We start from the raw sequence: 25,270 nt of genomic DNA on the forward strand, positions 1-25,270 counted from the left end.
CTCCTGAGGGATGCGGGCGCAGCGGCTCGGCTGCGCCGACAGGGGGCCATTGATGAGGAGGCAGCGTGAGAAGTCAATGCAGATGCCGCAGAAAGCTGACGGATCATCAGTTCTGCGGCATCCGGAGCGGATGGCTCAGTGCGAGTGCTCAGAACACGAACGGGCCGGGGGACTGCTTCGCGGTCGCCGTACAGGTGACGTTGATCCCGAAGATGGTCATCACCAGCGAGCCGCCGTAGAACTCCAGGCTGTCGCCGGAGGCCACGGTGCCGCTGAGCGGGCCGACCGTCACGGGGTCCCCGGCGGCCATGGCCGGATTCTTCGTCCCGGTGAAGACGGTCGTGCCGCCGCTCTTCTTCACCATGGTGAGCTTGGACGTGATCGAGTCCTTCGCCAGGGCGAGCGGTGTGGTGATGGCGGTGGACGTGAGGGTGATGGTGGCCGAGGTGCCGCTCTGCGTGGCGGTGAGCGTGGCCGCCCCACCACCGAACAGCCCGCAACTGGCGTTGATCGTCGCCGACGTCGGAGTGACGGCGGCCGCGGAGGGCGCGAAGGCCAGTCCGGTGACCGCGAGGGCCCCGACCAGCAGTGCCGCACCCGTACTTGCGCGCTTGCCTCTCATGGGCATGAACTTCCTTCCCGTCGCCTGTGAATGCGCGTCGACGGGCCGTCGGTCTCGGCAGGTGGGTGCGGTCAACTGCACGACGGCTCGAATCTGACGGTCCGTCGGAAGTGACGAGTCTCATTGATGCGCGGCGGGCAAGCGCTTGCAAGGTTGCATTCCGGCCATTCACTTTTGGTGGGTGGGCTCAGGCCGGGGGTCTGGGGGCGGAGCCCCCAGGGGCCTCAGCTCGCCGGGACGGTCAGCCGGATCGTGCCGTCGGGCGCGGCCACCAGCACCGGCGTCCCCGCCCCGCCGAGGTCCCGCACGGCCGCGAGGTCATCCGCCGGGAGGGTCTCCGCGTCCGTCACCACCGCCGCCGCCTCCAGGGACTTCGCCCCGGAAGCCACCGCCATCGCGACCGCCGTCCGCAGGGCGCTGAGCCGGAGGGAGTCGAGGGCCACGCTCCCGGCGACATACGTACGGCCCGTCTCGTCCCGCACCGCCGCGCCCTCCGGCACACCGTTGCGGGCCCGCGCGGAGCGGGCCAGGGTGACGATCTTGCGGTCCTCGGGGTCGAGCGCGTTGCTGTCGGTCATGCCCCGAGCATACGGAGTCAGGGCCGGTCGAGGCGGAGCCGGTCGGCGCGGGGCAGTCCGGCGACGACCAGGTCGTAGGAGTCCTCGATGAGCTCCCGGACCAGGCGGTCCGGGAGCTCGCCCTCGACGGTGACGGTGTTCCAGTGGCGCTTGTTCATGTGGTAGCCGGGGGCGATCAGCCCCTCGTGCTCGGTCCTCAGGCGCACCGCGTCCTCGGGGTCGCACTTGAGGTTGACCTTCAGGGGCCGGTCGTCCAGCCAGCTCAGCGCGAACATCTTGCCCAGCACCTTGAAGACCGAGATCTCCGGGTTGAACGGGAAGTCCTCCACCGCCGCGTTGAACGACAGGCAGAACGCACGCAGCTCCTTGGGGGTCACTCCGGCTTCGTCTCCTCGTCGTCACCCGGCAGGTCCGGCGGAGCGACCGGCTCCACCAGCACCGTCACGATCTTGTTGCGTCGTCCGGCCGCGGCCTCCGCCGTCAGGCGCAGCTTGCGTCCGTCCGGCAGTTCGACCTCGGCGGAGGCGCCGGCGATGGGCACCCGGCCCAGCGCCTTGGCCAGCAGGCCACCGACGGTCTCCACGTCCTCGTCGTCGTACTCCTCCAGGCCGTACAGCTCGCCGAGGTCGGTGATGTCGAGGCGGGCGGTGACCCGGTGGCGGCCGTCGCCGAGGTCCTCGACGGGCGGGAGTTCACGGTCGTACTCGTCGGTGATCTCACCGACGATCTCCTCGAGGATGTCCTCGATGGTGACGATGCCCGCGGTGCCGCCGTACTCGTCGATGGCGACGGCGACGTGGTTGCGCTGCTTCTGCATCTCGCGCAGCAGATCGCCGGCGTTCTTGGTGTCGGGCACGAAGAACGCGGGCCGCATCGCCGTGGACACCAGCTCGTTCTCGGCGTCGCGGCTGATGTGCGTCTTGCGGACCAGGTCCTTCAGGTACACGATCCCGACGATGTCGTCCTCGTTCTCTCCGGTGACGGGGATGCGTGAGAAGCCGGACCGGAGGGCCAGGGTGAGGGCCTGGCGGATGGTCTTGTAGCGCTCGATGACGACCAGGTCGGTCCGGGGGACCATGACCTCGCGGACCAGGGTGTCGCCGAGTTCGAAGACGGAGTGCACCATGCGGCGCTCGTCGTCCTCGATCAGGGACTCCTGCTCGGCGAGGTCGACCAGCGCGCGCAGCTCCGCCTCGGAGGCGAAGGGGCCGCGGCGGAAGCCCTTGCCGGGGGTGAGCGCGTTGCCGATGAGGATCAGCAGGTACGGGATCGGGCCCATGATCCGGGCCAGCGGCAGCAGGACGTACGCCGCCGCCGTCGCCGTGTTCAGCGGGTGCTGGCGGCCGATGGTGCGCGGGGAGACGCCGACGGCGACGTACGACACCAGGACCATGACGCCGATCGCGACGAGCAGGGCCTGGGCGGTGCCGTGGATCTCCTTCAGGCAGGCGTACGTGACCAGCGCCGCGGCCGCCATCTCGCAGGCGACGCGGACCAGCAGGGCCACGTTGAGGTAGCGGGTGGGGTCGGCGGCGACCTGCGCGAGCTTGGCGCTGCCGCGCCGCCCGGACTTCACCGCCTCCTCCGCCCGGAAGCTGGAGACCCGGGCGAGGCCCGCCTCCGCGCAGGCGGCGAGCCAGGCCACGACGACCAGGGCGATCGCGCCGAGGACGATCTGAGGACTCATGGGCCGCGCTTACGAGACGGTCGGCGCCGGAGACGGCCCGGTCAGGCCCTGCTCGGCCCGCCAGCCGTCCACGATCGCGGCCTGGAGCCCGAACATCTCGGCCTTCTCGTCGGCTTCCTCGTGGTCGTACCCGAGCAGGTGCAGCACGCCGTGGACGGTGAGCAGCTGGAGCTCCTCGTCCATGGAGTGCTGCGTGGGCGCCTCCGCGCCCTGCTTGGCGGCGACCTCCGGGCAGAGCACGATGTCGCCGAGGAGTCCCTGCGGGGGCTCCTCGTCGTCCTTGCCCGGCGGCCGGAGCTCGTCCATCGGGAAGGACATGACATCGGTCGGCCCGGGCAGGTCCATCCACTGGATGTGCAGCTGCTCCATGGCGCCGGCGTCCACGACGATCACCGAGAGCTCGGAGAGCGGGTGGATGCGCATCCGAGCGAGCGCGTAGCGGGCGATGTCGAGGATCGCCTGCTCGTCGACCTCGGTTCCGGACTCGTTGTTGACGTCGATCGACATGGTGCTGTGCTTGTCTACTTCCCCTTGTGCCCGGCCTTGCCCCGGACGCCCTTGTGCGTTCCGTTCTCCGTGCCGTGCTTGGTGTCGTACTTCTCGTACGCGTCGACGATACGGCCGACGAGCTTGTGCCGTACCACATCCTGCGACGACAGCCGGGAGAAGTGGACGTCGTCGAGCCCCTCCAGGATCTCCTGCACCTGCCGCAGACCGGACTTGGTGCCGGTCGGCAGGTCCACCTGCGTCACGTCACCCGTGATCACTATCTTGGAGTCGAAGCCGAGGCGGGTGAGGAACATCTTCATCTGCTCGGGGCTCGTGTTCTGGGCCTCGTCCAGGATGATGAAGGCGTCGTTGAGCGTGCGACCTCGCATGTAGGCGAGCGGCGCGACCTCGATGGTCCCGGCGGCCATGAGCCTGGGGATCGAGTCCGGGTCGAGCATGTCGTGCAGCGCGTCGTAGAGCGGGCGCAGGTAGGGGTCGATCTTCTCGTAGAGCGTGCCGGGCAGGAAGCCCAGCCGCTCGCCGGCCTCGACCGCCGGGCGGGTCAGGATGATGCGGTTGACCTGCTTGGACTGCAGGGCCTGCACCGCCTTGGCCATGGCCAGGTAGGTCTTGCCGGTGCCCGCGGGGCCGATGCCGAAGACGATGGTGTGCTTGTCGATGGCGTCGACGTACCGCTTCTGGTTCAGCGTCTTGGGACGGATCGTGCGGCCGCGCGAGGACAGGATGTTCTGCGTCAGTACCTGGGCCGGGGTCTCCTGCCCGTCGCTCGTCCCTGCGTCGCTCGCCTTGAGCATGGCGATCGAGCGTTCCACTGCGTCCTCCGTCATCGGCTGCCCGGTGCGGAGCACCAGCATCATCTCGTCGAACACGCGCTGGATGAGGGCGACTTCCGCCGCGTCGCCGACCGCGCTGATCTCATTGCCCCGGACGTGGATGTCGGCCGCCGGGAAGGCCTTCTCGATCACGCGCAGGAGGGAGTCGCCGGACCCCAGTACGGTGACCATGGGGTGCTGGGCGGGCACGGTGATCTGTGCTTTCGCCTGCTCCTGCGCGGGGGTGCGAGCTGTGGGTGTCTGAGTCATGGGCCGGCGCTTAAGGCCTGCGGTTCCTCCTCGTCACGGCCGCATAGCTGAGGGCGGCCTCGCGCTATCAAGAGTACGACGGGGGGCTGACTACGCCGTAAGGCTTTTCGTACAAGCGGGTGTCCAGGGCGCGAAGCCACTGCCGTCACGCCGACCGGCCGAACCCGATCGTCGGCACGGCCCGGCGCCGGGGCCACGCCGTGAGCGGCTCCTGGGGGGCCAGGCCGGCCAGGAACGCGTAGCGGCGCAGGGCCGCGGGGTCCTGGCCGGTCACCGACTGGACGCGGCGCCACCACGCGCCGATCTCCGCCCACCCGGGGGCCGACAGGGAGCCGCCGAACTCCTGGACCGACAGCGCGGCGGTCAGCCCGGCGAAGGCGAGGCGGTCCGCGAGGGGCCAGCCCGCCAGGGTGCCGGTGACGAAACCGGCGACGAAGACGTCCCCGGCGCCGGTGGGGTCGAGGGCCTCGACGGCGATCGCGGGCACCTCGGCGCTCTCGCCGGTGCGCCGGTCCACCGCGTAGGCGCCCTCCGAGCCGAGGGTGACCACCGCCACCGGCACGTGCTCGGCGAGGGCGTGGGCCGCCGCGCGCGGGGAGTCGGCGCCCGTGTAGCGCATGGCCTCCTCGGCGTTCGGCAGGAACGCCTCGCAGTGCTCCAGGTCGGCAAGCCCGGCCAGGTCCCAGGCGCCGGTGTCGTCCCAGCCGACGTCGGCGAAGATCCGGGTGCCCTCGCCCGCGGCCTGCGCGATCCATGGTGCCCGCTTGCCCGGGGTCAGCGAGGCGACCGCGGCCCGCGCGCGGGGCGGGCAGTCGGGGGCGGGTTCCTCGGGGGGCGGTTCGTGGCCGTGGGAGACCATCGTGCGTTCGCCCTCGTAGGCCATGGAGACGGTCACCGGGGAGTGCCAGCCGGGGACGGTGCGGGAGGCGGAGAGGTCGATGCCCTCGCCCTGTTCGAGCGCGTCCCAGCAGTACTCGCCGTAGTGGTCGTCCCCGAAGGCCGCCGCGAGCGAGGTCCTGAGGCCCAGTCGGGCCAGTGCCGTGGCCATGTTGGCGACGCCGCCGGGGCTCGATCCCATCCCGCGCGCCCAGGACTCGGTGCCGCGCACCGGGGCGGTGTCGAGCCCGGTGAAGATGATGTCCAGGAAGACGGTGCCGGTGAGGTAGACGTCCCAGGGCGGGTCGGCCGACGAGCGCACGGCGGCGAGCGGGTCGACGTGGGCGTGGGCGTGCGGGGCCTCTCCGAGGTGCTCCCGTTCCTCTCCGGCGAATCCGGCAAACGCGTTGGACGCGGTCACGATGGCGCTCCCTGACGTGGTGCGGATCTGGCCAGTGTGCACCACTTCGCCCACCCGGCGGGGGCGTGCCACCGGGTGGGCGATGGCCGCAGGGAGCCTCAGGTGACCTGAGGGGACCTCGGGGTCCTACCAGCGCGGCACGGACGGCGTGACCCATCCGGGGTCGGCGACGCGCATCGCGGCGGCGTCGTCGCGGTCGCGCAGCGAGCCGTCGTCCCGCGCCCACCGGCGGTGCAGGAACGCCAGCTTCTCCCGGTCGAGTTCCACGCCGAGCCCGGGTGCGTCCGGCACGGTGACCCGGCCGCCGGTGAAGGTCAGCCGCTCGGTGAGCACGTCCTCCGACTGCCAGGGGTAGTGCGAGTCGCAGGCGTGGTGGAGGTTCGGCACGGTGGACGCGACGTGGGTCATCGCGGCCAGGCTGATCCCCAGGTGGGTGTTGGAGTGCATGGACACCCCGACGCCGAAGGTGCGGCAGATCGCGGCGAGCTGCTGGGTGTTGCGCAGGCCGCCCCAGTAGTGGTGGTCGGACAGGACGACCTGGACGGCGTCCTTCGTGAACGCCTCCTTGATCTCGGCGAAGGTCGTCACGCACATGTTGGTGGCCAGCGGCACGTCGGTCCCGGCGGACACCTCGGCCATGGCGGGGGTGCCGAGCGCCGGGTCCTCCAGGTACTCCAGGACGTCCCCGAGCTCCTTCGCCACCTTCAGCGAGGTCTCCACGGACCAGGCGCCGTTGGGGTCGAGGCGCAGGGGATGCCCCGGGAACGCCTCGGCCAGGGCCCGTACGGCCGCGATCTCCTCGTCCGGCGGGAAGACACCACCCTTGAGCTTGAAGGAGGTGAACCCGTAGCGCTCCTTGAACTTCCGGGCCTGTTCGACGACTCCGGCCGGGTCGATCGCGGCGCCCCAGCCGTCCTTCTCCGCCGTGACCCCCTCCGGGTGGTCGGCCCACTTGTAGAAGAGGTAGGCGCTGTACTCGACCGTGTCCCGCAGCTTGCCGCCGAGCAGCGCGTGCACCGGCAGGCCGAGGGCCTTGCCGAGGGCGTCGAGGCAGGCGACCTCGAAGCCGGAGACGACGGACAGCCGCAGTTTGTCGGCGGTCTGCACGCCACGCAGCCCGCCGACGTCGACCCGGCCGGAGACCCTGGCTGCGTCCACGGACACCTCGTCCGCGAGGGTGAACAAGCCGCCCAGGTCGCTGACCTGCCGGCCGACCAGTGCGTCCGCGAACGGGCGGGCGAGCTCCAGGTACTTGGTGTCGCCGTACGTCTCGCCGACGCCCGTGATCCCGTCGGCCGTGACGACCTCCACGATGAGCCGGGGCGTGTACGGCTGGTGCACGCCCTGCGTGTTGAGCAGGGGCGGGTCGGCGACCAGGATCGGGGTCAGCCGTACGTCCGTGACGGCGAGGTTCACAGGGTGGCTCCTACGAGGTCGAGTCCGGCGGTGAGCAGGGTCTTCAGGTCGGCGAGGTCGGCGGCCGACGGGTCGGTGAGCGGGGCGCGCACGGGACCCACCGGTCGGCCGCGCAGCCGGGCCGCCGCCTTCACCAGCGACACGGCGTAGCCGGGCACCCGGTCGCGCAGTTCGACGAGCGGGACGTAGAAGTCGCGCAGCAGCTTGTCGGCCGTGCCGTGGTCGCCGTCCCGCAGCGCGGCGAAGAAGGCGTTCGCGATCTCGGGCGCGAAGGCGTGCACGGCGGAGGAGTAGGCGGGGACGCCGACTGTGGCGTAGGCCCGGGCCTGGATCTCGGCGGTGGCGGCACCGTTGAAGAACAGGAAGCCCTCGGGGGCGGCCAGGGTGAGGCGCTGGAGGCGGTCGAGGTCGCTGTGGCCGTCCTTGAGGCCGATGACGCCGGGGATCGCCGTGATCCGCCGGAAGGCGTCCGCGCCGAAGGCGACCTGGCCGCGCTGGTAGGCGATGAGCGGCAGCCGGGTGCGGGCCGCGATGTGTTCCAGCTGGGCGACCAGTCCGTCCTGCGGGGCGGCGACGAGGTAGTGCGGCAGGACGAGGAGCGCGTCGGCGCCGGCCTCCTCGGCGATCCGCGCGAACCGTACGGCCTGCGCCCAGCCGTATCCGACGCCCGCCACGACGGGCACGCGGCCCGCCGCCTCCTGCACGGCGATCGTGAGCACCTGGCGGTACTCGTCCTCGTCCAGCGAGAAGAACTCGCCCGTGCCGCAGGCGGGGAAGACGGCCCCGGGGGCGGTGGCGATCTGCGCCGCGGCATGGGCGCGGAAGCCGTCGGGGTCGAGGGAGCCGTCCGCGTGGAAGCTCGTCAGCGGGAACGACAGCACACCGTTCGCCATCCCGGTCCGCAGCCGGTCCGTAACGCCGTTCACCCTCAGCATCTCCCCATGTAGACGTCATCCACGTACGTAGATGGAGATTAGATACGCGAACGACACCCGTCAATGGTCCGGCTCGCCCCGATTACGATCGCCCCATGGAGAGTGGGGGCGTCCGCGAGGTGAAGTCGGCGGCGCGGACGGTCGAGCTGCTGGAGGTGCTCGCCGCGCGCGGCGACCGTCCGGCGCGGCTTCAGGAGCTGGCGGACGAACTCGGCGTGCCGCGCAGCTCGATGTACGCACTTCTCCAGACCCTCATCGGCCGGGGCTGGGTGCGTACGGACGTCACCGGGTCCCTGTACGGCATCGGCATCCACGCGCTGCTCACCGGCACCGGCTACCTGGACTCCGACCCGCGGGTGCGCGCCGTACGCCCCTGTCTCGACGAGGCGTCCGAGGCGCTCGGCGAGACCATCCACCTGGGGCGGCTGGACGGCCGGGACGTGGCGTACCTGGCGACGCGGGAGTCGCACGAGTACCTGCGGACCATCAGCCGGGTGGGGCGGCGGCTGCCCGCGCACGCCGGCGCGCTCGGCAAGGCGCTGCTCGCGGAGCGCCCGGACACCGAGCTGCCCGAGGGCCCGTACGCGGCGCTGACCCCCAACTCCCGCACCACCCGGGAGTCCTTGGCGGCCGACCTCGCCGAGACCCGGGCCCGCGGCTACTCGGTCGACCGCGAGGAGGGCGTCCTCGGCATCGTCGGTTTCGGCTTCGCCCTGCGCTACGACTCCCCCGCCCAGGACGCGATCAGCTGCTCGGTGCCGGTGGCACGGCTGACTCCGGGCCATGAGGAGCGGATCGTGGCGGTGATGCGGGAGATCAGGGCGAAGATCGAGGAGACGGCGCCCGGGGCGGGTGGAGCGGTGAACTGGCGGTAGCCCGCCGAGGAAAGCGACCGCCTTTACCCGACTTCCCCAACCCCAAACACAACGTGACCTAGATCACGCACCTCACACAGTCTTCGCGCTTCTTCCGTAACCGCGTGCTTGATACAACTAGCTCGCGCGTTCCTGTCCGTCGACGGCCTGCGCCCAACCCCCCCTTCTTGAGCCGCTCCTTTCGCATGCCCTGGGAACGCCCGTGTCCTCCCCCCGCACCACGCCCTGGCCCCTCGTCGCCCTTTTCACGGCCGGGTACCTCGCCCCGTACCTCCTGCCCACCACCGTCGGCAGGCTCGACTCGGGGCTTCCCCTCTCCGCCACCCAGGCCGGGGCCATCGGCAGTGCGCTGCTGCTGAGTTCGGCCGCGGCGGGGTTCCTGCTGGCCTCCAGGGTGGAACGGATCGGGGCCCGCACGCTCACCCGGATCGGGCTCACGCTGGCCGTCCTCGGCTACGGCGGGGCCGCGCTCACCGGCGCGGTACCGGCCGTCGTCGCGGGCGCGGTCCTCGGCGGGTTCGGCTCGGGCACGGTCACCGCGGTCGCGGCCACCGGAATCGCCGCCCAGCAGGATCCGCACCGGGTCACCACGCTCGGACTGCTCGGCGTCTCCGGCCTCGCGGGCGTCGTGTACCTGACGGTCCCGCACCTCGGCCCGGGCCACGGGCAGCCGCTGGCCGCGATCGCGCTCGCCGCGCTCGCGGTGTGGCCGCTCACCGGCCGTCTGTCCGCCCCGGCCACCGCCGCCGCCCGCGGCCACGTCGCACGGGGCCCCCTGCCCAACCCGCGCTCCGGCCTGCTCCTCGCCGCCGCGATGCCCTGCTGGTCCCTGGCCCAGAACGCCCTGTGGGGCGTCAGCGGCCGGATCGGCCTGGCCCAGGCGCACCTCACCGAGGTGACCGTCGGCGCGGTGTTCGCGGTCGCGCTCGGCGCCGGGCTGCTCGGGGTCGTCGGGGCGGGCGCGCTCGGGCCGCGGCTCGGGCGGGCGGTGCCGATCGGCGCGGGTACGGCACTCATCGCGGCCTGCATCGCGCTCAGCGCCTCGGCGCGGGACCTGCCGACCTTCGCGGCGGGCGAGATCGCCTGGAACGCGCTCTACCCGATCGTGCTGTCGTACCTGATCGGTCTCGCCGCCTCCCTCGACCCGCGCGGCCGCTGGGCGGTCCTGGTCGGCTCCGCCGGCTCCCTTGGCACGGCGGCGGGACCGCTGGCCGGCAGTCTGCTGTCCGCGCGGGCGGGTTTCCCCGTCATGGGCGAGGTCCTGGCCGTCGGGCTGCTGCTGATCGCCGCGCCGATGACGGCGGTGGCGCTGCGCGCGACCCGGCACCCGCTGCCGGCCGCCGCGACGCTGGAGGTCGTGGAGGTCCCGGTGGACACCCCGGCCACCACAGCCCGCCAGGCCTACGACACCGCGTCCCCGAACTCGTACGCCGCCACCTCCGCGAACTGATCCCCGGGAGTTTGCAGCCCGTCCGGCGCTTGAGGACGAGGCCGTTCAGGCCGAAGCGGGGGTCTGGGGGCGGCAGCCCCCAGCGACGCCCGCACCAGACGCCCGCACCAGCGCCGGTCCCCCAGCCACGGCGCTCAGCCGAACTCGTACGCCTCGACCTCCGCGAGGTACCGGGCCCGGAGTTCCTCGTCGTCCTCCAGGAAGGACGCCAGGAAGGAGTTGCGGGCCAGTTCGCGCAGGCGGTCGTCGGTGAGGCCCAGCGTCTCGCGGACGGCACGGAAGTTGTCGCCCGCGTAGCCGCCGAAGTAGGCGGGGTCGTCGGAGTTGACCGTGCACAGCAGGCCCGCGTCGAGCATGGCGGGCAGCGGGTGGTCGGCGAGGACGTCGACGGCGCGGAGGCGGACGTTGGACAGCGGGCACAGGGTCAGCGGGATCCGGTCGCGGACCAGGCGGGCGACCAGCGCCGGGTCCTCCACGCAGCGCAGGCCGTGGTCGACGCGCTCCACGCCGAGCACGTCCAGCGCCTCGGTGATGTACTCCGGCGGGCCCTCCTCACCGGCGTGCGCCACCCGGCGCAGTCCGAGCGCGGCGGCGGCCTCGTACACCTCGCGGAACTTCACCGGCGGGTGGCCGACCTCGGCGGAGTCGAGGCCCACACCGGTGATCCGGTCGAGGTAGGGACGCGCGGCCTCCAGGGTCTCCATGGCCGACTCGGCGGACTCGTCCCGCAGGAAGCACATGATCAGCTTGGTGGAGACGCCGTGGTTCTCCACGCTGCGGCCCAGCGCCCGCCAGAGCCCCTCGACGACCGTCCCCATGCCGACGCCCCGGGAGATGTGCGCCTGCGGGTCGAAGAAGATCTCCGCGTGCCGCACGCCCTGGGCGGCGGCGCGGGCGAGGTAGGCGTCGACCAGGTCGGCGAAGTCCTGCTCGGTGCGCAGGACGGCCATCAGTTCGTAGTACAGGTTCAGGAAGGACTGGAGGTCCTCGAACTGGTACGCCTTGCGCAGCTCGTCGGTGTCCGCGTACGGCAGGGTGACGCCGTTGCGCTCGGCGAGCCGGAACGCCAGCTCGGGCTCCAGGGTGCCTTCGATGTGGAGGTGCAGTTCTGCTTTGGGGAGGGGCATCAAAGCATCGTACGGCCGTTTTAGCGTCGTTTCGGAACCGGCACCCTCTGAAGATCGTGCGCCACGGTCAGCTCGCCGTCGAACCCCGCCGCCCGCGCCTGCCGCTCGAACTCGTCCGGCTCCGAGTAACGCTGGCTGAAGTGGGTGAGGACGAGGTGGCGCACGCCGGCGTCCCGGGCCACCCGCGCCGCCTGACCGGCCGTCAGGTGGCCGTGCTCGACGGCGAGGGCCTCGTCCTCGTCGAGGAAGGTGGACTCGATGACCAGCATGTCGCAGCCCTCGGCGAGCGCGTGCACACCGTCGCACAGCCGGGTGTCCATGACGAACGCGAACCGCTGCCCGCGCCGCACCTCGCTGACGTCCTCCAGGGCGACACCGTCGATCCTCCCCTCCCGCTGGAGACGGCCCACGTCCGGCCCCTTGACGCCGTGCGCGGCGAGCCGTTCGGGCAGCATGCGGCGCCCGTCGGGCTCGATGAGCCGGTAGCCGTAGGACTCGACGGGGTGGGAGAGCCTGCGGGCCTGAAGGGTGTACGAGGCGGTCACCGCGAGGTCGCCGTCGGCGTCGACCGGTGCCTCGGTGAGCTCGACCGTCTCCCGGTAGGCCGTCGCGTGGCGCAGCCGGTCGAAGAAGCGCTGCCCGGAGCGCGGGAAGTGGGCGGTGACCGGGTGCGGGACCTGGTCGAGGTTGATGCGCTGGATGACCCCGGCGAGCCCGAGGGAGTGGTCGCCGTGGAAGTGGGTGACGCAGATCCGGTTCAGGTCGTGCGCGGCGACCCCGGCGCGCAGCATCTGGCGCTGCGTGCCCTCGCCGGGGTCGAACAGGATGCCCTCGCCGTCCCAGCGCAGCAGATAGCCGTTGTGGTTGCGGTGCCGGGTCGGGACCTGGCTGGCGGTGCCGAGGACGACCAACTCGCGTACGGACACGGCTGCCTAACCGGGGGGCCACTGGAGGCCGCGGCCGCCGAGGACGTGGGCGTGGGCGTGCCAGACGGTCTGGCCGGCGCCGGTGCCGGTGTTGAAGACGGTGCGGTAGCTCTCCAGCTTCTCCTCGTCGGCGACCGCCTGGGTCTCGGCCAGGACGTCGGCGGCGAGCTGCGGTGCGCCGGCGGCGAGCGCGGCGGCGTCCCGGTAGTGCGCCTTGGGGATCACCAGGACGTGGGTGGGCGCCTGGGGATTTATGTCGCGGAAGGCGACGGTGGTCTCGGTCTCACGGACGATCGTCGCCGGGACCTGGCCCGCGACGATCTTGCAGAACAGGCAGTCGTCCTGCGGCGCGCCGCCCTCTTGCCCTGCCATGCGTGTGCCTCCTCACGCCGGTGATCCGGTACGGGGGCATCGTAGCGACCCCGGGTGTCAGTCCAGCTCCGGCAGGGGCGGCGGGGTCTTCGCCGGGTTGTCCTCCAGCGCGGCCAGGGCCATCCGCACCGCCTCGTCCAGCTGGGCGTCCCGGCCGGCGGCCCAGTCCTGCGGGCGCTGGACCACCTCCACGTCCGGGTCCACGCCGTGGTTCTCCACGCCCCAGCCGTAGCCCTCCAGCCACATCGCGTACTTGGGCTGGGTGATCAGCGTGCCGTCGACCAGGTGGTAGCGGCTGTCTATGCCGATGACGCCGCCCCAGGTACGGGTACCGACGACCGGGCCGATGCCGAGCGCCCTGACCGCCGCGTTGACGATGTCGCCGTCGGAGCCGGAGAACTCGTTGGCGACCACGACGACCGGGCCCCGGGGAGCGTCCTGCGGGTAGCTGTAGGGCCTGAGGCCGCGCGGCCGGGCCCAGCCGACGATCCGCCGGGCCAGCTTCTCGACGACCAGCTGGGAGGTGTGGCCGCCGCGGTTCTCCCGTACGTCGACGACGAGCCCCTCGCGGGCCACCTCCACGCGCAGGTCGCGGTGGATCTGGGCCCAGCCGGGGGCCTGCATGTCGGGCACGTGGAGGTAGCCGAGCCGGCCGCCGGAGAGTTCGTGGACGTGGGCGCGCCGCTCGGCGACCCAGGCGTGGTAGCGCAGCGGCTCCTCGTCGGCGACCGGGACCACCACCGCGTGCCGCGGCTCGCCGCCGCCTGCCGGTGAGATCGTCAGCTCGGTCGCCTGGCCGGCCGTGCCGACGAGCAGCGGGCCCGGACCGGTCACCGGGTCGACGGGGTGCCCGGCGACGGCGACGATCGCGTCCCCGGCGCGCACCGCGACGCCCGGCGCGGCGAGCGGGGCGCGGGCGTCGGGGTCGGAGGTCTCGGCGGGCAGGATGCGGTCGATGCGCCAGCTGCCGTCCTCGTGGCGGGAGATGTCGGCGCCGAGCAGGCCCTGGCGGGGGCCGCCGCCGTGCGCGCCGTACGCGGTGACGTACGCGTGCGAGGTGCCGAGTTCGCCGTGCACCTCCCACAGCAGGTCGACGAGGTCGTCGCGGGTGGCGATGCGGTCCAGCACCGGGCGGTAGCGGTCGAGGACGCCGTCCCAGTCGACGCCGCCCAGGTCCGCCCGCCAGAAGTGGTCGCGCATGATGCGGCCGGTCTCGTCGTACATCTGGCGCCACTCGGCGGCCGGGTCGACGGTCTGCCGCACCCGCGCGAGGTCGACGGTGACGGAGGTGTCGCCGTCGTCGTCGGTGGAGGCGCGCCGGTCGCTGGGGACGACCCGGAGCCGGCCGTCGGTCCACAGCAGGACGCGTTTGCCGTCGCCGCTGACCTCGAAGTGGTCGGCGTCGGCGGCGAGGTGCTCGATGCGCTGCTGGACGAGGTCGTAGCGCTCCAGCTCGGTCTTGGGGTCGGGGTCGTCGGGGTTGGCCCGGGAGGCGCCGAGCACACCGCGCACCGGGTGGCGCAGCCACAGCACCCCGTCCTTGGCGGCGCGCAGGTTGGAGTAGCGGGCGGCCTCGACCGGGAAGGGCACGATCCGGTCGGCGAGCCCCTCCAGGTCTATCCGGGTGGTCGGGGTGCCCTCGCTGTCGGGAGTCTCGTCCTTGTCGGGCGCGTCGAAGGGCCGGCCGTGCCGCTGCGGGCCGAACGGGGAGGGGGTGGTGGCGGCGAGGGCGATCAGGTAGGGGCGGGAGCCGACCACGAAGGCCAGGTCGAAGACGTGCTCGTCGTAGACCGGGTCGAAGGCGCGGGTGGAGAGGAACGCGAGGTGCTTGCCGTCGAGGGTGAAGGCGGGCGCGTAGTCCTGGAAGCGCAGCGGGGTCGCGTCGGTGACCGACAGGTCGGTGGTGTGGGCGAGCCGCAGCTGGGACAGGGGGCGGGGGCCGGGGTGGGACCAGGCGAGCCAGGCCGAGTCCGGCGAGAAGACCAGCCCGGAGGGCTCGCCGTCCTCGCTGCGGTCGACCTCGCGGACCTCGCCGGTCTCCCGCTCGACGAGCAGCAGCCGCCCGTCGTGGGCGGCGACGGCGGCCCGGCTGCCGTCGGGGGCCATGGTCAGCTCCAGGACCCGGCCGAGCTGTCCGGCGGCGAGCCGCCGGGGGGTGGCGCCGGGCGCGAGTCCGGTGGCGGGGGCGAACTCCAGGGCGTCGTCGCCCTCGGCGTCGGTCACCCACACCACCCACTCCTCGCCGTCTGCGCGGAAGGCCCGCGGCAGCCGGGCCCGGACGCCGGGCCGCGCGGCCAGCGCGCGGGCGGGCCCGGAGCGGTGGGTGACCCAGTGGACGGAGCCGCGCACCTCGACGGCGCTGCCGCGCGCGGTGTGGTCGGGGGCGGCGGAGTCGAACCAGCGGCCGGCGTTCACCGGGTGCGGCTGGAGGTCCATGCGCGGCCCGCCGAGCCGGATGTCGAGCCGCCGCGGCTCGGCGCCGTCCAGGTCGTCCAGGAGCCACAGCTCACCGGCGGCGGCGTAGACGACGCGGGTGCCGTCGCCCGCGGCGTGCCGGGCGTAGAAACCTCCCCCGCTCTCGGCTTCGCTCGAGCGGGAGGTGCCCCCACGGGGCGTGTGCCGGTGCAGGTCGGAGCCGTCGGCCAGGGAGGAGTACAGCGCTCCGGTGCCCTCGTGGTCGGACAGGAAGGCTATGCGCTCCCCCACCCACACCGGGTACTCGATGTTCCCGTCGAGCTCCTCGTGCAGCCGTACGAACTCCCCGGCCCCTTCTTCGCCTTCGGCGGCACGGTCGATCCACAGCTTGCCCGCCGTACCGCCCCGGTAGCGCTTCCACCAGGCGGCCTCGCGGCCCATCGGCGCGGACAGCAGCACGGTGGCCGGGCCGTACGCCACGTCCCCGACGGGTCCGTACGGCAGGGTGGCGGCGGGCCCGCCGTCCAGCGGGACCGCGTGGGCCCAGCTGCGGCGCAGGCTGGCCTGGCCCTGGGTGCTGAGCGCCAGGACCCGCCCGTCGGGTGTCCAGCCGCGCACCTGGGTGCGCCAACTCCCCCAGTACGTCAGCCGCTTCGCCGGGCCGCCGGTGACGGGGGCGATGTGCACCTCGGGGGCGCCGTCGCGGGTGGAGGTCCAGGCGACCGTCGTGCCGTCGGGCGAGATGCGCGGATGGGTCACCGGTACGTTGTCGGCGCTGACCCGCCAGGCCCGCCCGCCGTCGAGCGGGGCGAGCCACACGTCGTCCTCGGCGGTGAAGGCGACCAAGTCGCCCCGCACATGCGGGAATCGGAGGTATGCCGGGGTTGCCGCTGTCGTGGTGGATGCGCCCTGGGTCACCCGATCACCCTACGCAGCGGACGGCGTCCGCGGGTCCGGTTTCCGATCACTTGCCCTCGACGGGCCAGCAGGTCGGGTCGCCCTTGCACCAGATCGTCCTGGTGACCGTGACGGTGACGGTGGGGCGGGGCTGCCCGTTCGAGGGCCGGTAGGTGACGGGCGGGGTGTAGGTGGGTCCGGGCTTGGCGTCGCAGTTGCCCAGCCCGTCCACGTGGAACCACTCCTTGCCGCCGACCTTCGCGGTGAGGTCGCCGCGTACGCACGCGCCGTCGACGGCCTTGGTGACCTTGCCGGTGACGGTGATCTTCCGCCCGTCGTCCGTCTCTCCCTGGCAGTCGACGCTGACGACGGTGCTCTCACTCGGCGACGGTGTCTTCCCGGGGGTGTAGCCCTTGCCTCCGTAGCTGCCCGTGCAGGTGAGCCACCGCACCTTCACGTGCTGCCGCTCCAGCTCCGCGGTCGCGGTCCTGTCCGTCGTGTACGCCACCGACGCCGAACTCAGATCGGTCGGCTGGCACGCCACGACGCCGCCCACGGCCACCGCCGCGAGCCCCGCCACGGCCGCCACCCGCGTCCGGCGGGACCGGTGCCGATCATGCCTGAAAGCCCCCATGGAGGGCAGCGTGCCACCGACGGGGACGGGGCGGTAGGGCGCATATGGCCACTCGAGTGTTCGGGTGCCCCACCTTCGAGTGGCTCTCCGGTGCGCGGGGACGCGTCAGGTGCGCAGCAGCAGCCACTCCTGGAGTTCGACCAGGTTGCCCTCGGGGTCCTTGAGGTGGGCGACCCGCATGCGTTCGGTCATGGGGGCCGGGCCGTGCAGGAGGGTGGCGCCGCGGCCGGTGATCTCCGTGCAGTAGGCGTCGAGGTCGTCGACGCGCAGGACCACCAGGGAGCGGTGGCCGGTCGCGGTGTCGCCCAGCTCGTCCAGGACCTCGGCCATCATCGAGCGGTCCTGTAGCGCGATCCCGGCGGAGCCGGTGGCCGGGCTGAACTTCTCGTACGGTCCCCCGGTCGCGCCGGACTGCGGCTTCAGGCCGAGCACGTCGGCGTAGAACCGGTAGCAGGCGGTGAAGTCGCTGACCAGCAGCCTTACTTGGGCGAGTTCCACGGTCTTCCCCCAGCGGTCAGGACCAGCGGCCGGTACGGCCCAGGAGCAGGGCCACCGCGGCGGTCCCGGCGGTCGATGTACGCAGTACGGTACGCCCGAGCCGGTACGCCTTCGCGCCCGCCTCCTCGAAGAGCGCCAACTCCTGTGGGGAGACGCCTCCTTCGGGACCGACCACCAGCACGATCTCGCCCCCGGCGGGGAGTTCGGCGGTGGCCAGCGGCTCGCTCGGGTAGTCCCGGTCCTCGTGCAGGACGGCGGCGAAGTCGGCTTTGGCGAGAAGCTGGGCAACCTGCTTGCTCGTCGCCGCGTCCGCGACGTCCGGGAAGCGCAGCCGCCGGGACTGCTTGCCGGCCTCGCGGGCGGTGGCACGCCACTTGCCGAGCGCCTTCAGACCGCGCTCGCCCTTCCACTGGGTGATGCAGCGGGACGCCGACCAGGGCACGATCGCGTCGACGCCGGTCTCGGTCATCGTCTCCACGGCGAGCTCGCCGCGGTCGCCCTTGGGCAGGGCCTGGACGACGGTGATGCGGGGGCTGGGCTCGGGTTCCACCGGGAACTCGAAGGGCTCGACGACCAGGTGGTCCTTGCCCTCCACGCGCAGGACGACCCCGGCCGCCCCCCGGCCCTGCCCGTCGGTGACCACCACGTCCTCGCCGGGCTGGAGCCGCCGTACGGAGACCGCGTGCCGTCCTTCGGGGCCCGTCACGTCGACGACCGAGCCGGGGCCCACGCCCTGAAGGGAGTCGACCACGAAGACCGGCGCGGTCATCGGGCACCGCCCTGGGACAACGCCGTCGTCGCCGCCTCGGCCTCGGCGGCCAGCACCTCGACCAGCTGCCCGGCCGGCAGGTCGCGCGCCATGCGGTGCCCCTGGCCCGCCCACAGCGCCATGCCCTGCGCGTCACCGGCCTTGGCGGCGGCCTTGCGCAGCGGCGCGGTCAGGTGGTGGACCTCCGGGTAGGCGGCGGGGGCGTACGGGCCGTGCTCCCGCAGGAACCGGTTGACCAGGCCGCGGGCCGGGCGGCCGGAGAACGCGCGGGTCAGCTCGGTGCGGGCGTACAGCGGGTTGGTCAGCGCCTGCTTGTGCAGGGCGTTCGCGCCGGACTCGGGGGTGGCGAGGAACGCGGTGCCCAGCTGGGCCGCGCTCGCGCCGGCCGCCCTGGCCGCGGTGATCTGGCTGCCGCGCATGATGCCGCCGGCGGCGACGATCGGGATGCTCACGGTCTCGCGGACCTGCGCGATCAGCGAGAGGAGACCTATGCCGGAGCCGTCGGTCTCCTGGACGTCCCGGTGGGCGCCCTGGTGGCCGCCGGCCTCCACGCCCTGCGCGATGACCGCGTCGGCCCCGGCCCCCTCCACCGCGAGGGCCTCCTCGGCGGTGGTCGCGGTGACCAGGGTGAGGGTGCCGGCCCGGCGCAGCGAGTCGAGCACGTCCCGGCTCGGCACGCCGAAGTGGAACGAGACCACCGGCACCGGGTTGTCCAGCAGCACGGCGAGCTTGGCGTCGTAGCCGTCGTCCCGGCCGCTGTCCGGGTCCCCGAGCTCGGTCTCGTACCAGGCGGCCTCGCCGGCCAGCTGGTGGGCGTAGACCTCGACGGCACCGGACTCGGCATACTCCGGCTGCGGCATGAAGAGGTTCACGCCGAAGGGGCGGCCGGTCAGGCTCCGCAGCTGCTTGATCTCCTGGTACATGCCGTCGGCGGTCTTGTACCCGGCGGCCAGGAACCCGAGACCGCCCGCCTCGGAGACGGCGGCGGCGAGCTGCGGCACGGAGACGCCGCCCGCCATGGGGGCCTGCACGATCGGATAAGTGAAGAGATCGGTCAGTGCGGAGGACATGACGGCATGTTGTCACGTCCTCCGAACAAGTCCGAATCCGGGCTTCCCCTGACATATGCCAGGGGAAGATGTAGGCGCTGGCCAGGCAAAATAAGCCCGTCCGGCGCTTGAGGACGAGGCCGTTCAGGCCGAAGCGGGGGTCTGGGGGCGGCAGCCCCAGGCACGCTCACCGACCGTTGAACGCGTCCTTCAACCGCGAGAACAGACCCTGCTGCCCCGGCTGACCGTGCCTGCCCGGGGGCAACCCCCGGACCCCCGGCAGAGCCGGTCAGCCACCGCGCACCAGCTCACCTCAGCGCCCGTTGAACGCGTCCTTCAACCGCGAGAACAGACCCTGCTGCCCGGGCTGGAACTGCCCCTGCGGGCGTTCCTCGCCGCGCAGCTTGGCAAGCTCGCGCAGCAGTCGCTCCTGCTCGGGGTCGAGCTTCGTCGGGGTGGTGACCTCGACGTGCACGATCAGGTCGCCCCGGCCGCCGCCCCGCAGATGCGTGACGCCCCGGTTGTGCAGCGGGATCGACTGGCCGGACTGGGTGCCCGGGCGGATGTCGACCTCCTCCATGCCGTCCAGCGTCTCCAGCGGCACCTTGGTGCCGAGGGCGGCCGCGGTCATCGGGATGGTGACCGTGCAGTGCAGGTCGTCGCCGCGCCGCTGGAACGTGGAGTGCGGCAGCTCATGGATCTCGACGTACAGATCACCGGCGGGACCGCCGCCCGGACCCACCTCGCCCTCACCGGCGAGCTGGATGCGGGTGCCGTTGTCGACACCGGCCGGGATCTTCACGGTCAGGGTCCGCCGGGAGCGTACGCGGCCGTCGCCGGCGCACTCCGGGCACGGCGTCGGCACCACCGTGCCGAAGCCCTGGCACTGCGGGCAGGGGCGCGAGGTCATGACCTGGCCCAGGAAGGACCGGGTGACCTGGGACACCTCACCGCGGCCGCGGCACATGTCGCAGGTCTGGGCGGTGGTGCCGGGCGCGGCGCCCTCGCCGTTGCAGGTGTTGCAGACGACCGCCGTGTCGACCTGGATGTCCTTGGTCGTGCCGAAGGCCGCCTCGTCCAGCTCGACCTCGATGCGGATCATCGCGTCCTGGCCGCGCCGGGTCCGCGAGCGCGGGCCGCGCTGGGACGCCGTACCGAAGAAGGCGTCCATGATGTCGGAGAAGTTGCCGAAGCCACCGGCCCCGAAACCGCCCGCGCCGCCGCCCGCCTGTGAGAGCGGGTCGCCACCGAGGTCGTAGACCTGCTTCTTCTGCGGGTCCGACAGCACCTCGTAGGCGGCGTTGATCTCCTTGAACCGCTCCTGCGTCTTGGGATCAGGATTGACGTCCGGATGCAGCTCGCGAGCGAGCCGACGGAAGGCCTTCTTGATCTCTTCCTGCGACGCGTCGCGGCGCACGCCGAGAACGGCGTAGTAGTCCGTGGCCACTTACGACTCCGCCAGGATCTGTCCGACGTACCGTGCCACTGCGCGTACCGCTCCCATCGTTCCCGGGTAGTCCATGCGGGTCGGTCCGACCACGCCGAGCTTGGCAACCGCCTCGCCGCCCGAACCGTAACCGACCGACACCACCGACGTGGAGTTGAGTCCCTCATGGGCGTTCTCGTGGCCGATGCGCACGGTCATGCCCGAATCCTTCGCCTCGCCCAGCAACTTGAGCAGGACGACCTGCTCCTCCAGCGCCTCGAGCACCGGCCGGATGGTGAGGGGAAAGTCATGTCCGAAGCGGGTGAGATTGGCGGTACCGCCGATCATCAGCCGCTCCTCGTTCTCCTCGACGAGTGTCTCCAGCAGGGTGGAGAGCACAGTCGAGACCGTACCGCGATCCTCCATGTCGAAGCCCTCCGGGAGGTCCTCGACCAGTTGCGGCACATCGGTGAACCGGCGGCCCGCGACCCGGCTGTTCAGCCGCGCGCGCAGGTCCGCGAGCGACGCCTCGCCGAACGGGGCCGGGCAGTCGACCATCCGCTGCTCGACCCGGCCGGTGTCCGTGATCAGCACGAGCATCACGCGCGCGGGGGCGAGCGAGAGCAGTTCCACGTGCCGCACGGTCGAGCGGGTCAGCGAAGGGTACTGCACGACCGCGACCTGCCGGGTCAGCTGCGCGAGCAGCCGCACCGTGCGGGCCACGACGTCGTCGAGGTCGACGGCGCCGTCGAGGAAGTTCTGGATCGCCCGCCGCTCGGGGGCGGTCATCGGCTTGACGCCCGCGAGCTTGTCGACGAAGAGCCGGTAGCCCTTGTCGGTGGGGATGCGCCCGGCGCTGGTGTGCGGCTGCGCGATGTACCCCTCGTCCTCCAGGGCCGCCATGTCGTTGCGGACGGTGGCCGGGGAGACGCCGAGGCTGTGCCGCTCGGTGAGCGCTTTCGAGCCGACGGGCTCCTCCGTGCCGACGTAGTCCTGGACGATGGCGCGCAGCACCTGAAGCCTGCGTTCACTCAGCATCCGCGCACACCTCCAGAAAGTCGTCCCCTGCGGCCCTCGGGCCCTTGGCCTGGCACTCTGAGCTCGCGAGTGCCAGCATCCCCCGGCCCAGTGTACGGCCGTGGGGTACACCCCGGGCAAGGCCGGTTCGTGCCGCCGTGCCCGGGTGTTGGTCGTACCCGCTAGCGTCGCGGTATGACCGTGACTTGGGAAGAGCTGGGGTGGGAGCGGGTGGCCGCCGGGGTGGGCCGGGTCCGGCTGCCGCACTGGGACTGCACGACGGGGCTGGTCCTCGGCGAGGGTACGGCGCTCGTGGTCGACGCGGGGTCGACTCTCGCCGAAGGCGCGCGCCTGCGCGCGCAGGCCCAGGAGCTGGCCGGGTGCCGTGTGACCCATCTCGCGCTCACCCACCCCCATTTCGACCATGTGCTCGGTGCGGCGGCCTTCGCGGGCGCGGAGATGTTCGCGGCGGTGGGCATGGACGCGCTGTTCGCCAACGAGCGAGCGGAGCTCCGCCTGGACGCCGTCCGGCAGGGGGTGCCGGTGGCGGAGGCGGACGAGGCGGCGGACTCCCTTCCGCTGCCCCGCCATCTGGTGTCGGGCGAGTGGACCCTCGACCTCGGCGGAGGCAGGCAGGCGCTGCTGGCCAACGTGGGCCCGGGGCACAGCGGCCACGACCTCGTGGTGCTCGTCCCCGGCTCGGTTCCCGGCGAGCCCGAGGTGGTGTTCTGCGGCGACCTGGTCGAGGAGTCCGGCGAACCCCAGGCCGGTCCAGACGCCGTACCGTCCCAGTGGCCCGCCGCCCTGGACCGGCTGCTGGCCCTCGGCGGGGAGGACGCGCTGTACGTGCCCGGTCACGGAGCGGTGGTGGACGCGGCGTTCGTGCGGCGGCAGCGCGACGAGCTGGCGGCGCGTTTCGGCGTGTCGCCCTGATGGCGGAGCGGCTTCTCCTATCGTCATCCGAATGCGCCAGTACTCCGCCGACCTGACCCCTTCGTGGAAGAAGCCGAAGCCCGTCCCGGAGGTCCCGGCGGAGCCCGGTCTTGTGGTGGAGGAGCCCGGCACCGGTTTCTGCGGCGCGGTGATCCGCTGCGAGGCGGGCACGGTGACCCTGGAGGACCGCTTCGGCAAGCACCGGGTGTTCCCGCTGGAGCCGCGCGGGTTCCTGCTCGAGGGCCGGGTCGTCACGCTGGTGCGGCCGTCGTCGTCCGCTCCGGTACGTCCCACCCGTACCGCGTCCGGTTCGGTCGCCGTCCCCGGCGCACGCGCGCGCGTGGCCCGCGCCGGGCGCATCTACGTCGAGGGCCGGCACGACGCGGAACTTGTCGAGAAGGTGTGGGGCGACGACCTGCGCATCGAGGGCGTGGTCGTGGAGTACCTGGAGGGCGTGGACGACCTGCCCGCCATCGTGGCCGAGTTCGCCCCGGGGCCGGACGCGCGGCTCGGTGTCCTGGTGGACCACCTGGTGCCGGGTACCAAGGAGTGGCGGATCGCGGAGTCGGTGACGAGCGAACACGCGCTGGTGGTGGGTCACCCGTACATCGACATCTGGGAGGCGGTGAAGCCGGCCGCCCTGGGGATTCCGGGCTGGCCCCGGGTGCCGCACGGCCAGGACTGGAAGACGGGGGTCTGCCGGGCGCTGGGCTGGCCGTCGGAGAACACCGGGGCGGTGTGGCAGGCGATCCTGAAGCGGGTGGGGTCCTACAAGGACCTGGAGCCGGAGCTGCTGGGGAGGGTGGAGGAGCTGATCGACTTCGTTACGGGTAGCGGTGGGGCCTGACGTTGGGGAATGTTGCGAACTCGGTGGTATCGAGTTCGAGCCCGAGTTCCTCCAGTGGCAGCGGCGCCCCGAACTTGGTGACCTGCTGCCGCTGATAGTCGGCGTCGTCTCCCTTCCCGACGGGCCTCGTCAGCAGGACGCACTGCGCCATGACCGGATCCACGATGAGGTAGACGGGCACCTTGCCGGCAGCGTAGATCGACCGCTTGATCTCGTAGTCCCGCTGGACGCTGGTCTTGGAGACGACCTCGACGACCATCGTGATCAGTGAGGACGGCAGCAGGCGGCCCGAGGCGGGCCTGGCGTCGCGCTCGAGAACCACCAAGTCCGGTACCGGCTCACTGGCCTCATCGAGGATGTCGACGTCCTGGGTCTGCAGGCGAGACCACCGCTTACGTGGGATCTGGTCCAGCACGTCTTCCACGATCATGTTGTGCACAAGATCAGGGCTGGCCATCATCACGATTTCCCCCCGGAGAAGCTCGACCTTGACACCCTCGGGAGGCTGAAGCTCCTCGAAGTACTTGGTCATCCCACGCTCGTCCACAGCGGTCATCTCCGTGGCCTCCACATCCGCCGCGTCCTGTCGGCGGCAGCCTACGAACCAGGGTAGGGAGCGAACCGGAGTTCCGGGGCGATTCACTCGCCGGAGTGATCAGTCCACCAGATCCCGCACCACCGCGTCCGCCAGCAACCGCCCCCGCAGCGTCAGCACCGCGCGCCCCTCGTCGTACGGGCCGCCCTCCAGCAGCCCCTCCCCCAGCGCGCGTCTGGAGGCCGCCAGGCCCTCCTCCTTGAGCAGGGACAGCGGCGTCCCCTCCCGCAGCCGCAGCTCCAGCAGGATGCGCTCCACCCTGCGGTCCTCGTCGGACAGGAGCTCCCGGCCCGCGCCCGGTGTCCGGCCGGACGCCAGTGCCGCCGCGTACGCCCCCGGGTGCTTCACGTTCCACCAGCGGACGCCCCCGACGTGCGAGTGCGCCCCCGGCCCCGCGCCCCACCAGTCGGCGCCCCGCCAGTACAGCTCGTTGTGCAGGCAGCGGGCCGAGTCGGAGGTGGCCCAGTTGGAGACCTCGTACCAGTCGAAGCCGGCCGCCGACAGCCGCTCCTCGGCGATCAGGTAGCGGTCGGCGTGGACGTCGTCGTCGGTCATCGGGACCTCGCCCCGGCGGATGCGGCGGGCGAGCTGGGTGCCCTCCTCGACGATCAGGGCGTAGGCCGAGATGTGGTCGGGTCCGGCGCCGAGGGCCGCGTCGAGGGAGGCTCGCCAGTCGTCGTCGGACTCGCCCGGCGTGCCGTAGATCAGGTCGAGGTTGACGTGCTCGAAGCCCGCCGCGCGCGCTTCCGCGACGCAGGCTTCCGGGCGGCCGGGGGTGTGCGTGCGGTCGAGGACCTTCAGCACGTGCTGCCGCGCGCTCTGCATGCCGAAGGAGATCCGGTTGAAGCCGCCCTCCCGCAGCCGCGCGAGGTACGCCGGGTCCACCGACTCCGGGTTCGCCTCGGTGGTGATCTCCGCGTCGGGCGCGAGGCCGAACTCGTCGCGGATCGCGCCCAGCATCCGGACCAGGTCGTCGGCGGCCAGCAGCGTGGGCGTACCGCCGCCGACGAACACCGTGCGGACCTCGCGCGGGTCGTCGCCGAGCACCTTGCGGGCCAGGCGGACCTCGTCGGTCAGGGTGTCCGCGTAGTTCTCGCGGGAGGCGAGCACGCCGCCGGTGCCGCGCAGCTCGGTGGCGGTGTAGGTGTTGAAGTCGCAGTAGCCGCAGCGGGTCGCGCAGTACGGGACGTGCAGGTAGAAGCCGAGGGGCCGGTCGGCGGCCCCGGCGAGCGCGGAGGCGGGCAGGGCACCGTCGGCGGGGACGGGCTCGCCGTCGGGGAGTGCGGAGGGCATGACCCCCATTGTCCCGTACC

Annotated in this window: 25 protein-coding genes; 4 read left to right on the top strand and 21 right to left on the bottom strand. The window is 72.4% G+C overall.

Annotation, left to right across the window (positions count from 1 at the left end; all coding sequences use genetic code 11):
• Positions 1-148: 148 nt before the first annotated feature.
• The 9 genes from ACFY01_RS14055 to ACFY01_RS14095 form a co-directional block, all read right to left on the bottom strand.
• Positions 149-622, bottom strand: a complete 474-nt coding sequence (locus ACFY01_RS14055) for a hypothetical protein (protein WP_390735967.1) — start codon at positions 620-622, stop codon at positions 149-151.
• Positions 623-846: 224 nt separating this feature from the next.
• Entirely contained in the window at positions 847-1,200 is a 354-nt protein-coding gene (locus ACFY01_RS14060; protein WP_390735968.1) for a cytidine deaminase, read from the bottom strand.
• A gap of 17 nt (positions 1,201-1,217) precedes the next feature.
• Entirely contained in the window at positions 1,218-1,577 is a 360-nt protein-coding gene (locus ACFY01_RS14065; RefSeq protein ID WP_390735969.1) for an MmcQ/YjbR family DNA-binding protein, read from the bottom strand.
• Entirely contained in the window at positions 1,574-2,887 is a 1,314-nt protein-coding gene (locus ACFY01_RS14070) for a hemolysin family protein (RefSeq protein WP_390735970.1), read from the bottom strand. The genes ACFY01_RS14065 and ACFY01_RS14070 overlap by 4 nt, the downstream gene beginning before the upstream one ends.
• Before the next feature lie 9 nt (positions 2,888-2,896).
• Positions 2,897-3,394, bottom strand: coding sequence for an rRNA maturation RNase YbeY (gene ybeY / locus ACFY01_RS14075; RefSeq protein ID WP_390735971.1), 498 nt, complete (start codon positions 3,392-3,394; stop codon positions 2,897-2,899).
• A gap of 14 nt (positions 3,395-3,408) precedes the next feature.
• On the bottom strand, positions 3,409-4,479 hold the full coding sequence (locus ACFY01_RS14080; protein WP_390735972.1) for a PhoH family protein: 1,071 nt from the start codon (positions 4,477-4,479) through the stop codon (positions 3,409-3,411).
• Positions 4,480-4,624: 145 nt separating this feature from the next.
• Positions 4,625-5,776, bottom strand: coding sequence for a carbohydrate kinase family protein (locus tag ACFY01_RS14085; protein ID WP_390735973.1), 1,152 nt, complete (start codon positions 5,774-5,776; stop codon positions 4,625-4,627).
• A gap of 126 nt (positions 5,777-5,902) precedes the next feature.
• Positions 5,903-7,192 (bottom strand): glucarate dehydratase family protein, encoded by a 1,290-nt coding sequence (locus tag ACFY01_RS14090; protein ID WP_390735974.1) that lies wholly within the window; start codon positions 7,190-7,192, stop codon positions 5,903-5,905.
• Complete coding sequence (locus tag ACFY01_RS14095) at positions 7,189-8,127, bottom strand: 5-dehydro-4-deoxyglucarate dehydratase (protein ID WP_390735975.1); 939 nt, start codon at positions 8,125-8,127, stop codon at positions 7,189-7,191. The genes ACFY01_RS14090 and ACFY01_RS14095 overlap by 4 nt, the downstream gene beginning before the upstream one ends.
• A gap of 95 nt (positions 8,128-8,222) precedes the next feature.
• Here ACFY01_RS14095 and ACFY01_RS14100 point away from each other — a divergent pair, with 95 nt between their 5' ends.
• Both ACFY01_RS14100 and ACFY01_RS14105 read left to right on the top strand, forming a co-directional pair.
• On the top strand, positions 8,223-9,002 hold the full coding sequence (locus ACFY01_RS14100) for an IclR family transcriptional regulator (protein ID WP_390735976.1): 780 nt from the start codon (positions 8,223-8,225) through the stop codon (positions 9,000-9,002).
• Between the two features lie 202 nt (positions 9,003-9,204).
• Positions 9,205-10,452, top strand: coding sequence for an MFS transporter (locus tag ACFY01_RS14105; protein WP_390735977.1), 1,248 nt, complete (start codon positions 9,205-9,207; stop codon positions 10,450-10,452).
• Positions 10,453-10,586: 134 nt separating this feature from the next.
• Here the strand turns inward: ACFY01_RS14105 and ACFY01_RS14110 are convergent, their stop codons facing one another.
• The 10 genes from ACFY01_RS14110 to hrcA form a co-directional block, all read right to left on the bottom strand.
• Complete coding sequence (locus ACFY01_RS14110; RefSeq protein WP_390735978.1) at positions 10,587-11,579, bottom strand: adenosine deaminase; 993 nt, start codon at positions 11,577-11,579, stop codon at positions 10,587-10,589.
• 20 nt (positions 11,580-11,599) lie between these two features.
• The gene (locus ACFY01_RS14115) at positions 11,600-12,505 is read right to left on the bottom strand and encodes a ribonuclease Z (protein WP_390735979.1); all 906 of its coding nucleotides are present in this window, start codon (positions 12,503-12,505) and stop codon (positions 11,600-11,602) included.
• A 6-nt stretch (positions 12,506-12,511) separates the two neighbouring features.
• Positions 12,512-12,877, bottom strand: coding sequence for a histidine triad nucleotide-binding protein (locus tag ACFY01_RS14120; RefSeq protein ID WP_361451004.1), 366 nt, complete (start codon positions 12,875-12,877; stop codon positions 12,512-12,514).
• A gap of 57 nt (positions 12,878-12,934) precedes the next feature.
• Entirely contained in the window at positions 12,935-16,210 is a 3,276-nt protein-coding gene (locus ACFY01_RS14125; protein ID WP_390735980.1) for a S41 family peptidase, read from the bottom strand.
• A 46-nt stretch (positions 16,211-16,256) separates the two neighbouring features.
• Positions 16,257-16,823 (bottom strand): hypothetical protein, encoded by a 567-nt coding sequence (locus ACFY01_RS14130; RefSeq protein WP_390735981.1) that lies wholly within the window; start codon positions 16,821-16,823, stop codon positions 16,257-16,259.
• 105 nt (positions 16,824-16,928) lie between these two features.
• On the bottom strand, positions 16,929-17,321 hold the full coding sequence (locus ACFY01_RS14135) for a VOC family protein (protein WP_390735982.1): 393 nt from the start codon (positions 17,319-17,321) through the stop codon (positions 16,929-16,931).
• 16 nt (positions 17,322-17,337) lie between these two features.
• A complete protein-coding gene (locus ACFY01_RS14140; RefSeq protein ID WP_390735983.1) occupies positions 17,338-18,090 on the bottom strand; it encodes a 16S rRNA (uracil(1498)-N(3))-methyltransferase in 753 nt (250 codons plus the stop codon).
• On the bottom strand, positions 18,087-19,160 hold the full coding sequence (locus tag ACFY01_RS14145) for a nitronate monooxygenase (protein ID WP_390735984.1): 1,074 nt from the start codon (positions 19,158-19,160) through the stop codon (positions 18,087-18,089). Before ACFY01_RS14145 ends, ACFY01_RS14140 begins: the two co-directional genes overlap by 4 nt.
• 292 nt (positions 19,161-19,452) lie before the next feature.
• Positions 19,453-20,586, bottom strand: coding sequence for a molecular chaperone DnaJ (gene dnaJ, locus ACFY01_RS14150; protein ID WP_390735985.1), 1,134 nt, complete (start codon positions 20,584-20,586; stop codon positions 19,453-19,455).
• Positions 20,587-21,603: a heat-inducible transcriptional repressor HrcA gene (gene hrcA / locus ACFY01_RS14155; RefSeq protein ID WP_390735986.1), complete on the bottom strand. Its 1,017-nt coding sequence runs from the start codon at positions 21,601-21,603 to the stop codon at positions 20,587-20,589. It lies immediately after the preceding gene.
• A 174-nt stretch (positions 21,604-21,777) separates the two neighbouring features.
• Here hrcA and ACFY01_RS14160 point away from each other — a divergent pair, with 174 nt between their 5' ends.
• On the top strand, positions 21,778-22,515 hold the full coding sequence (locus ACFY01_RS14160; protein ID WP_390735987.1) for an MBL fold metallo-hydrolase: 738 nt from the start codon (positions 21,778-21,780) through the stop codon (positions 22,513-22,515).
• A 31-nt stretch (positions 22,516-22,546) separates the two neighbouring features.
• Positions 22,547-23,362, top strand: coding sequence for a DUF3097 domain-containing protein (locus tag ACFY01_RS14165; RefSeq protein WP_390735988.1), 816 nt, complete (start codon positions 22,547-22,549; stop codon positions 23,360-23,362).
• Here the strand turns inward: ACFY01_RS14165 and ACFY01_RS14170 are convergent.
• Positions 23,340-23,918, bottom strand: a complete 579-nt coding sequence (locus ACFY01_RS14170; protein WP_390735989.1) for a Uma2 family endonuclease — start codon at positions 23,916-23,918, stop codon at positions 23,340-23,342. The genes ACFY01_RS14165 and ACFY01_RS14170 overlap by 23 nt on opposite strands.
• A gap of 99 nt (positions 23,919-24,017) precedes the next feature.
• Positions 24,018-25,250, bottom strand: a complete 1,233-nt coding sequence (hemW, locus tag ACFY01_RS14175; protein WP_390735990.1) for a radical SAM family heme chaperone HemW — start codon at positions 25,248-25,250, stop codon at positions 24,018-24,020.
• Positions 25,251-25,270 lie beyond the last annotated feature (20 nt).

Source organism: Streptomyces sp. NPDC001480, assembly GCF_042894725.1.
Lineage (GTDB): Bacteria > Actinomycetota > Actinomycetes > Streptomycetales > Streptomycetaceae > Streptomyces.

Bases quoted from the DNA above. Each gene is read 5' to 3' on its own strand.
- ACFY01_RS14165 (WP_390735988.1), top strand. From the start codon at position 22,547: ATGCGCCAGTACTCCGCCGACCTGACCCCTTCGTGGAAGAAGCCGAAG.
- ACFY01_RS14145 (WP_390735984.1), bottom strand. From the start codon at position 19,160: ATGTCCTCCGCACTGACCGATCTCTTCACTTATCCGATCGTGCAGGCC.
- hrcA (WP_390735986.1), bottom strand. From the start codon at position 21,603: ATGCTGAGTGAACGCAGGCTTCAGGTGCTGCGCGCCATCGTCCAGGAC.
- hemW (WP_390735990.1), bottom strand. From the start codon at position 25,250: ATGCCCTCCGCACTCCCCGACGGCGAGCCCGTCCCCGCCGACGGTGCC.
- ACFY01_RS14170 (WP_390735989.1), bottom strand. From the start codon at position 23,918: ATGACCGCTGTGGACGAGCGTGGGATGACCAAGTACTTCGAGGAGCTT.
- ACFY01_RS14130 (WP_390735981.1), bottom strand. From the start codon at position 16,823: ATGGGGGCTTTCAGGCATGATCGGCACCGGTCCCGCCGGACGCGGGTG.
- ACFY01_RS14080 (WP_390735972.1), bottom strand. From the start codon at position 4,479: ATGACTCAGACACCCACAGCTCGCACCCCCGCGCAGGAGCAGGCGAAA.
- ACFY01_RS14110 (WP_390735978.1), bottom strand. From the start codon at position 11,579: ATGCCCCTCCCCAAAGCAGAACTGCACCTCCACATCGAAGGCACCCTG.
- ACFY01_RS14095 (WP_390735975.1), bottom strand. From the start codon at position 8,127: ATGCTGAGGGTGAACGGCGTTACGGACCGGCTGCGGACCGGGATGGCG.
- ACFY01_RS14060 (WP_390735968.1), bottom strand. From the start codon at position 1,200: ATGACCGACAGCAACGCGCTCGACCCCGAGGACCGCAAGATCGTCACC.
- ACFY01_RS14070 (WP_390735970.1), bottom strand. From the start codon at position 2,887: ATGAGTCCTCAGATCGTCCTCGGCGCGATCGCCCTGGTCGTCGTGGCC.
- ybeY (WP_390735971.1), bottom strand. From the start codon at position 3,394: ATGTCGATCGACGTCAACAACGAGTCCGGAACCGAGGTCGACGAGCAG.
- ACFY01_RS14140 (WP_390735983.1), bottom strand. From the start codon at position 18,090: ATGACCGCGCCGGTCTTCGTGGTCGACTCCCTTCAGGGCGTGGGCCCC.
- ACFY01_RS14100 (WP_390735976.1), top strand. From the start codon at position 8,223: ATGGAGAGTGGGGGCGTCCGCGAGGTGAAGTCGGCGGCGCGGACGGTC.
- ACFY01_RS14120 (WP_361451004.1), bottom strand. From the start codon at position 12,877: ATGGCAGGGCAAGAGGGCGGCGCGCCGCAGGACGACTGCCTGTTCTGC.
- ACFY01_RS14055 (WP_390735967.1), bottom strand. From the start codon at position 622: ATGAGAGGCAAGCGCGCAAGTACGGGTGCGGCACTGCTGGTCGGGGCC.
- ACFY01_RS14160 (WP_390735987.1), top strand. From the start codon at position 21,778: ATGACCGTGACTTGGGAAGAGCTGGGGTGGGAGCGGGTGGCCGCCGGG.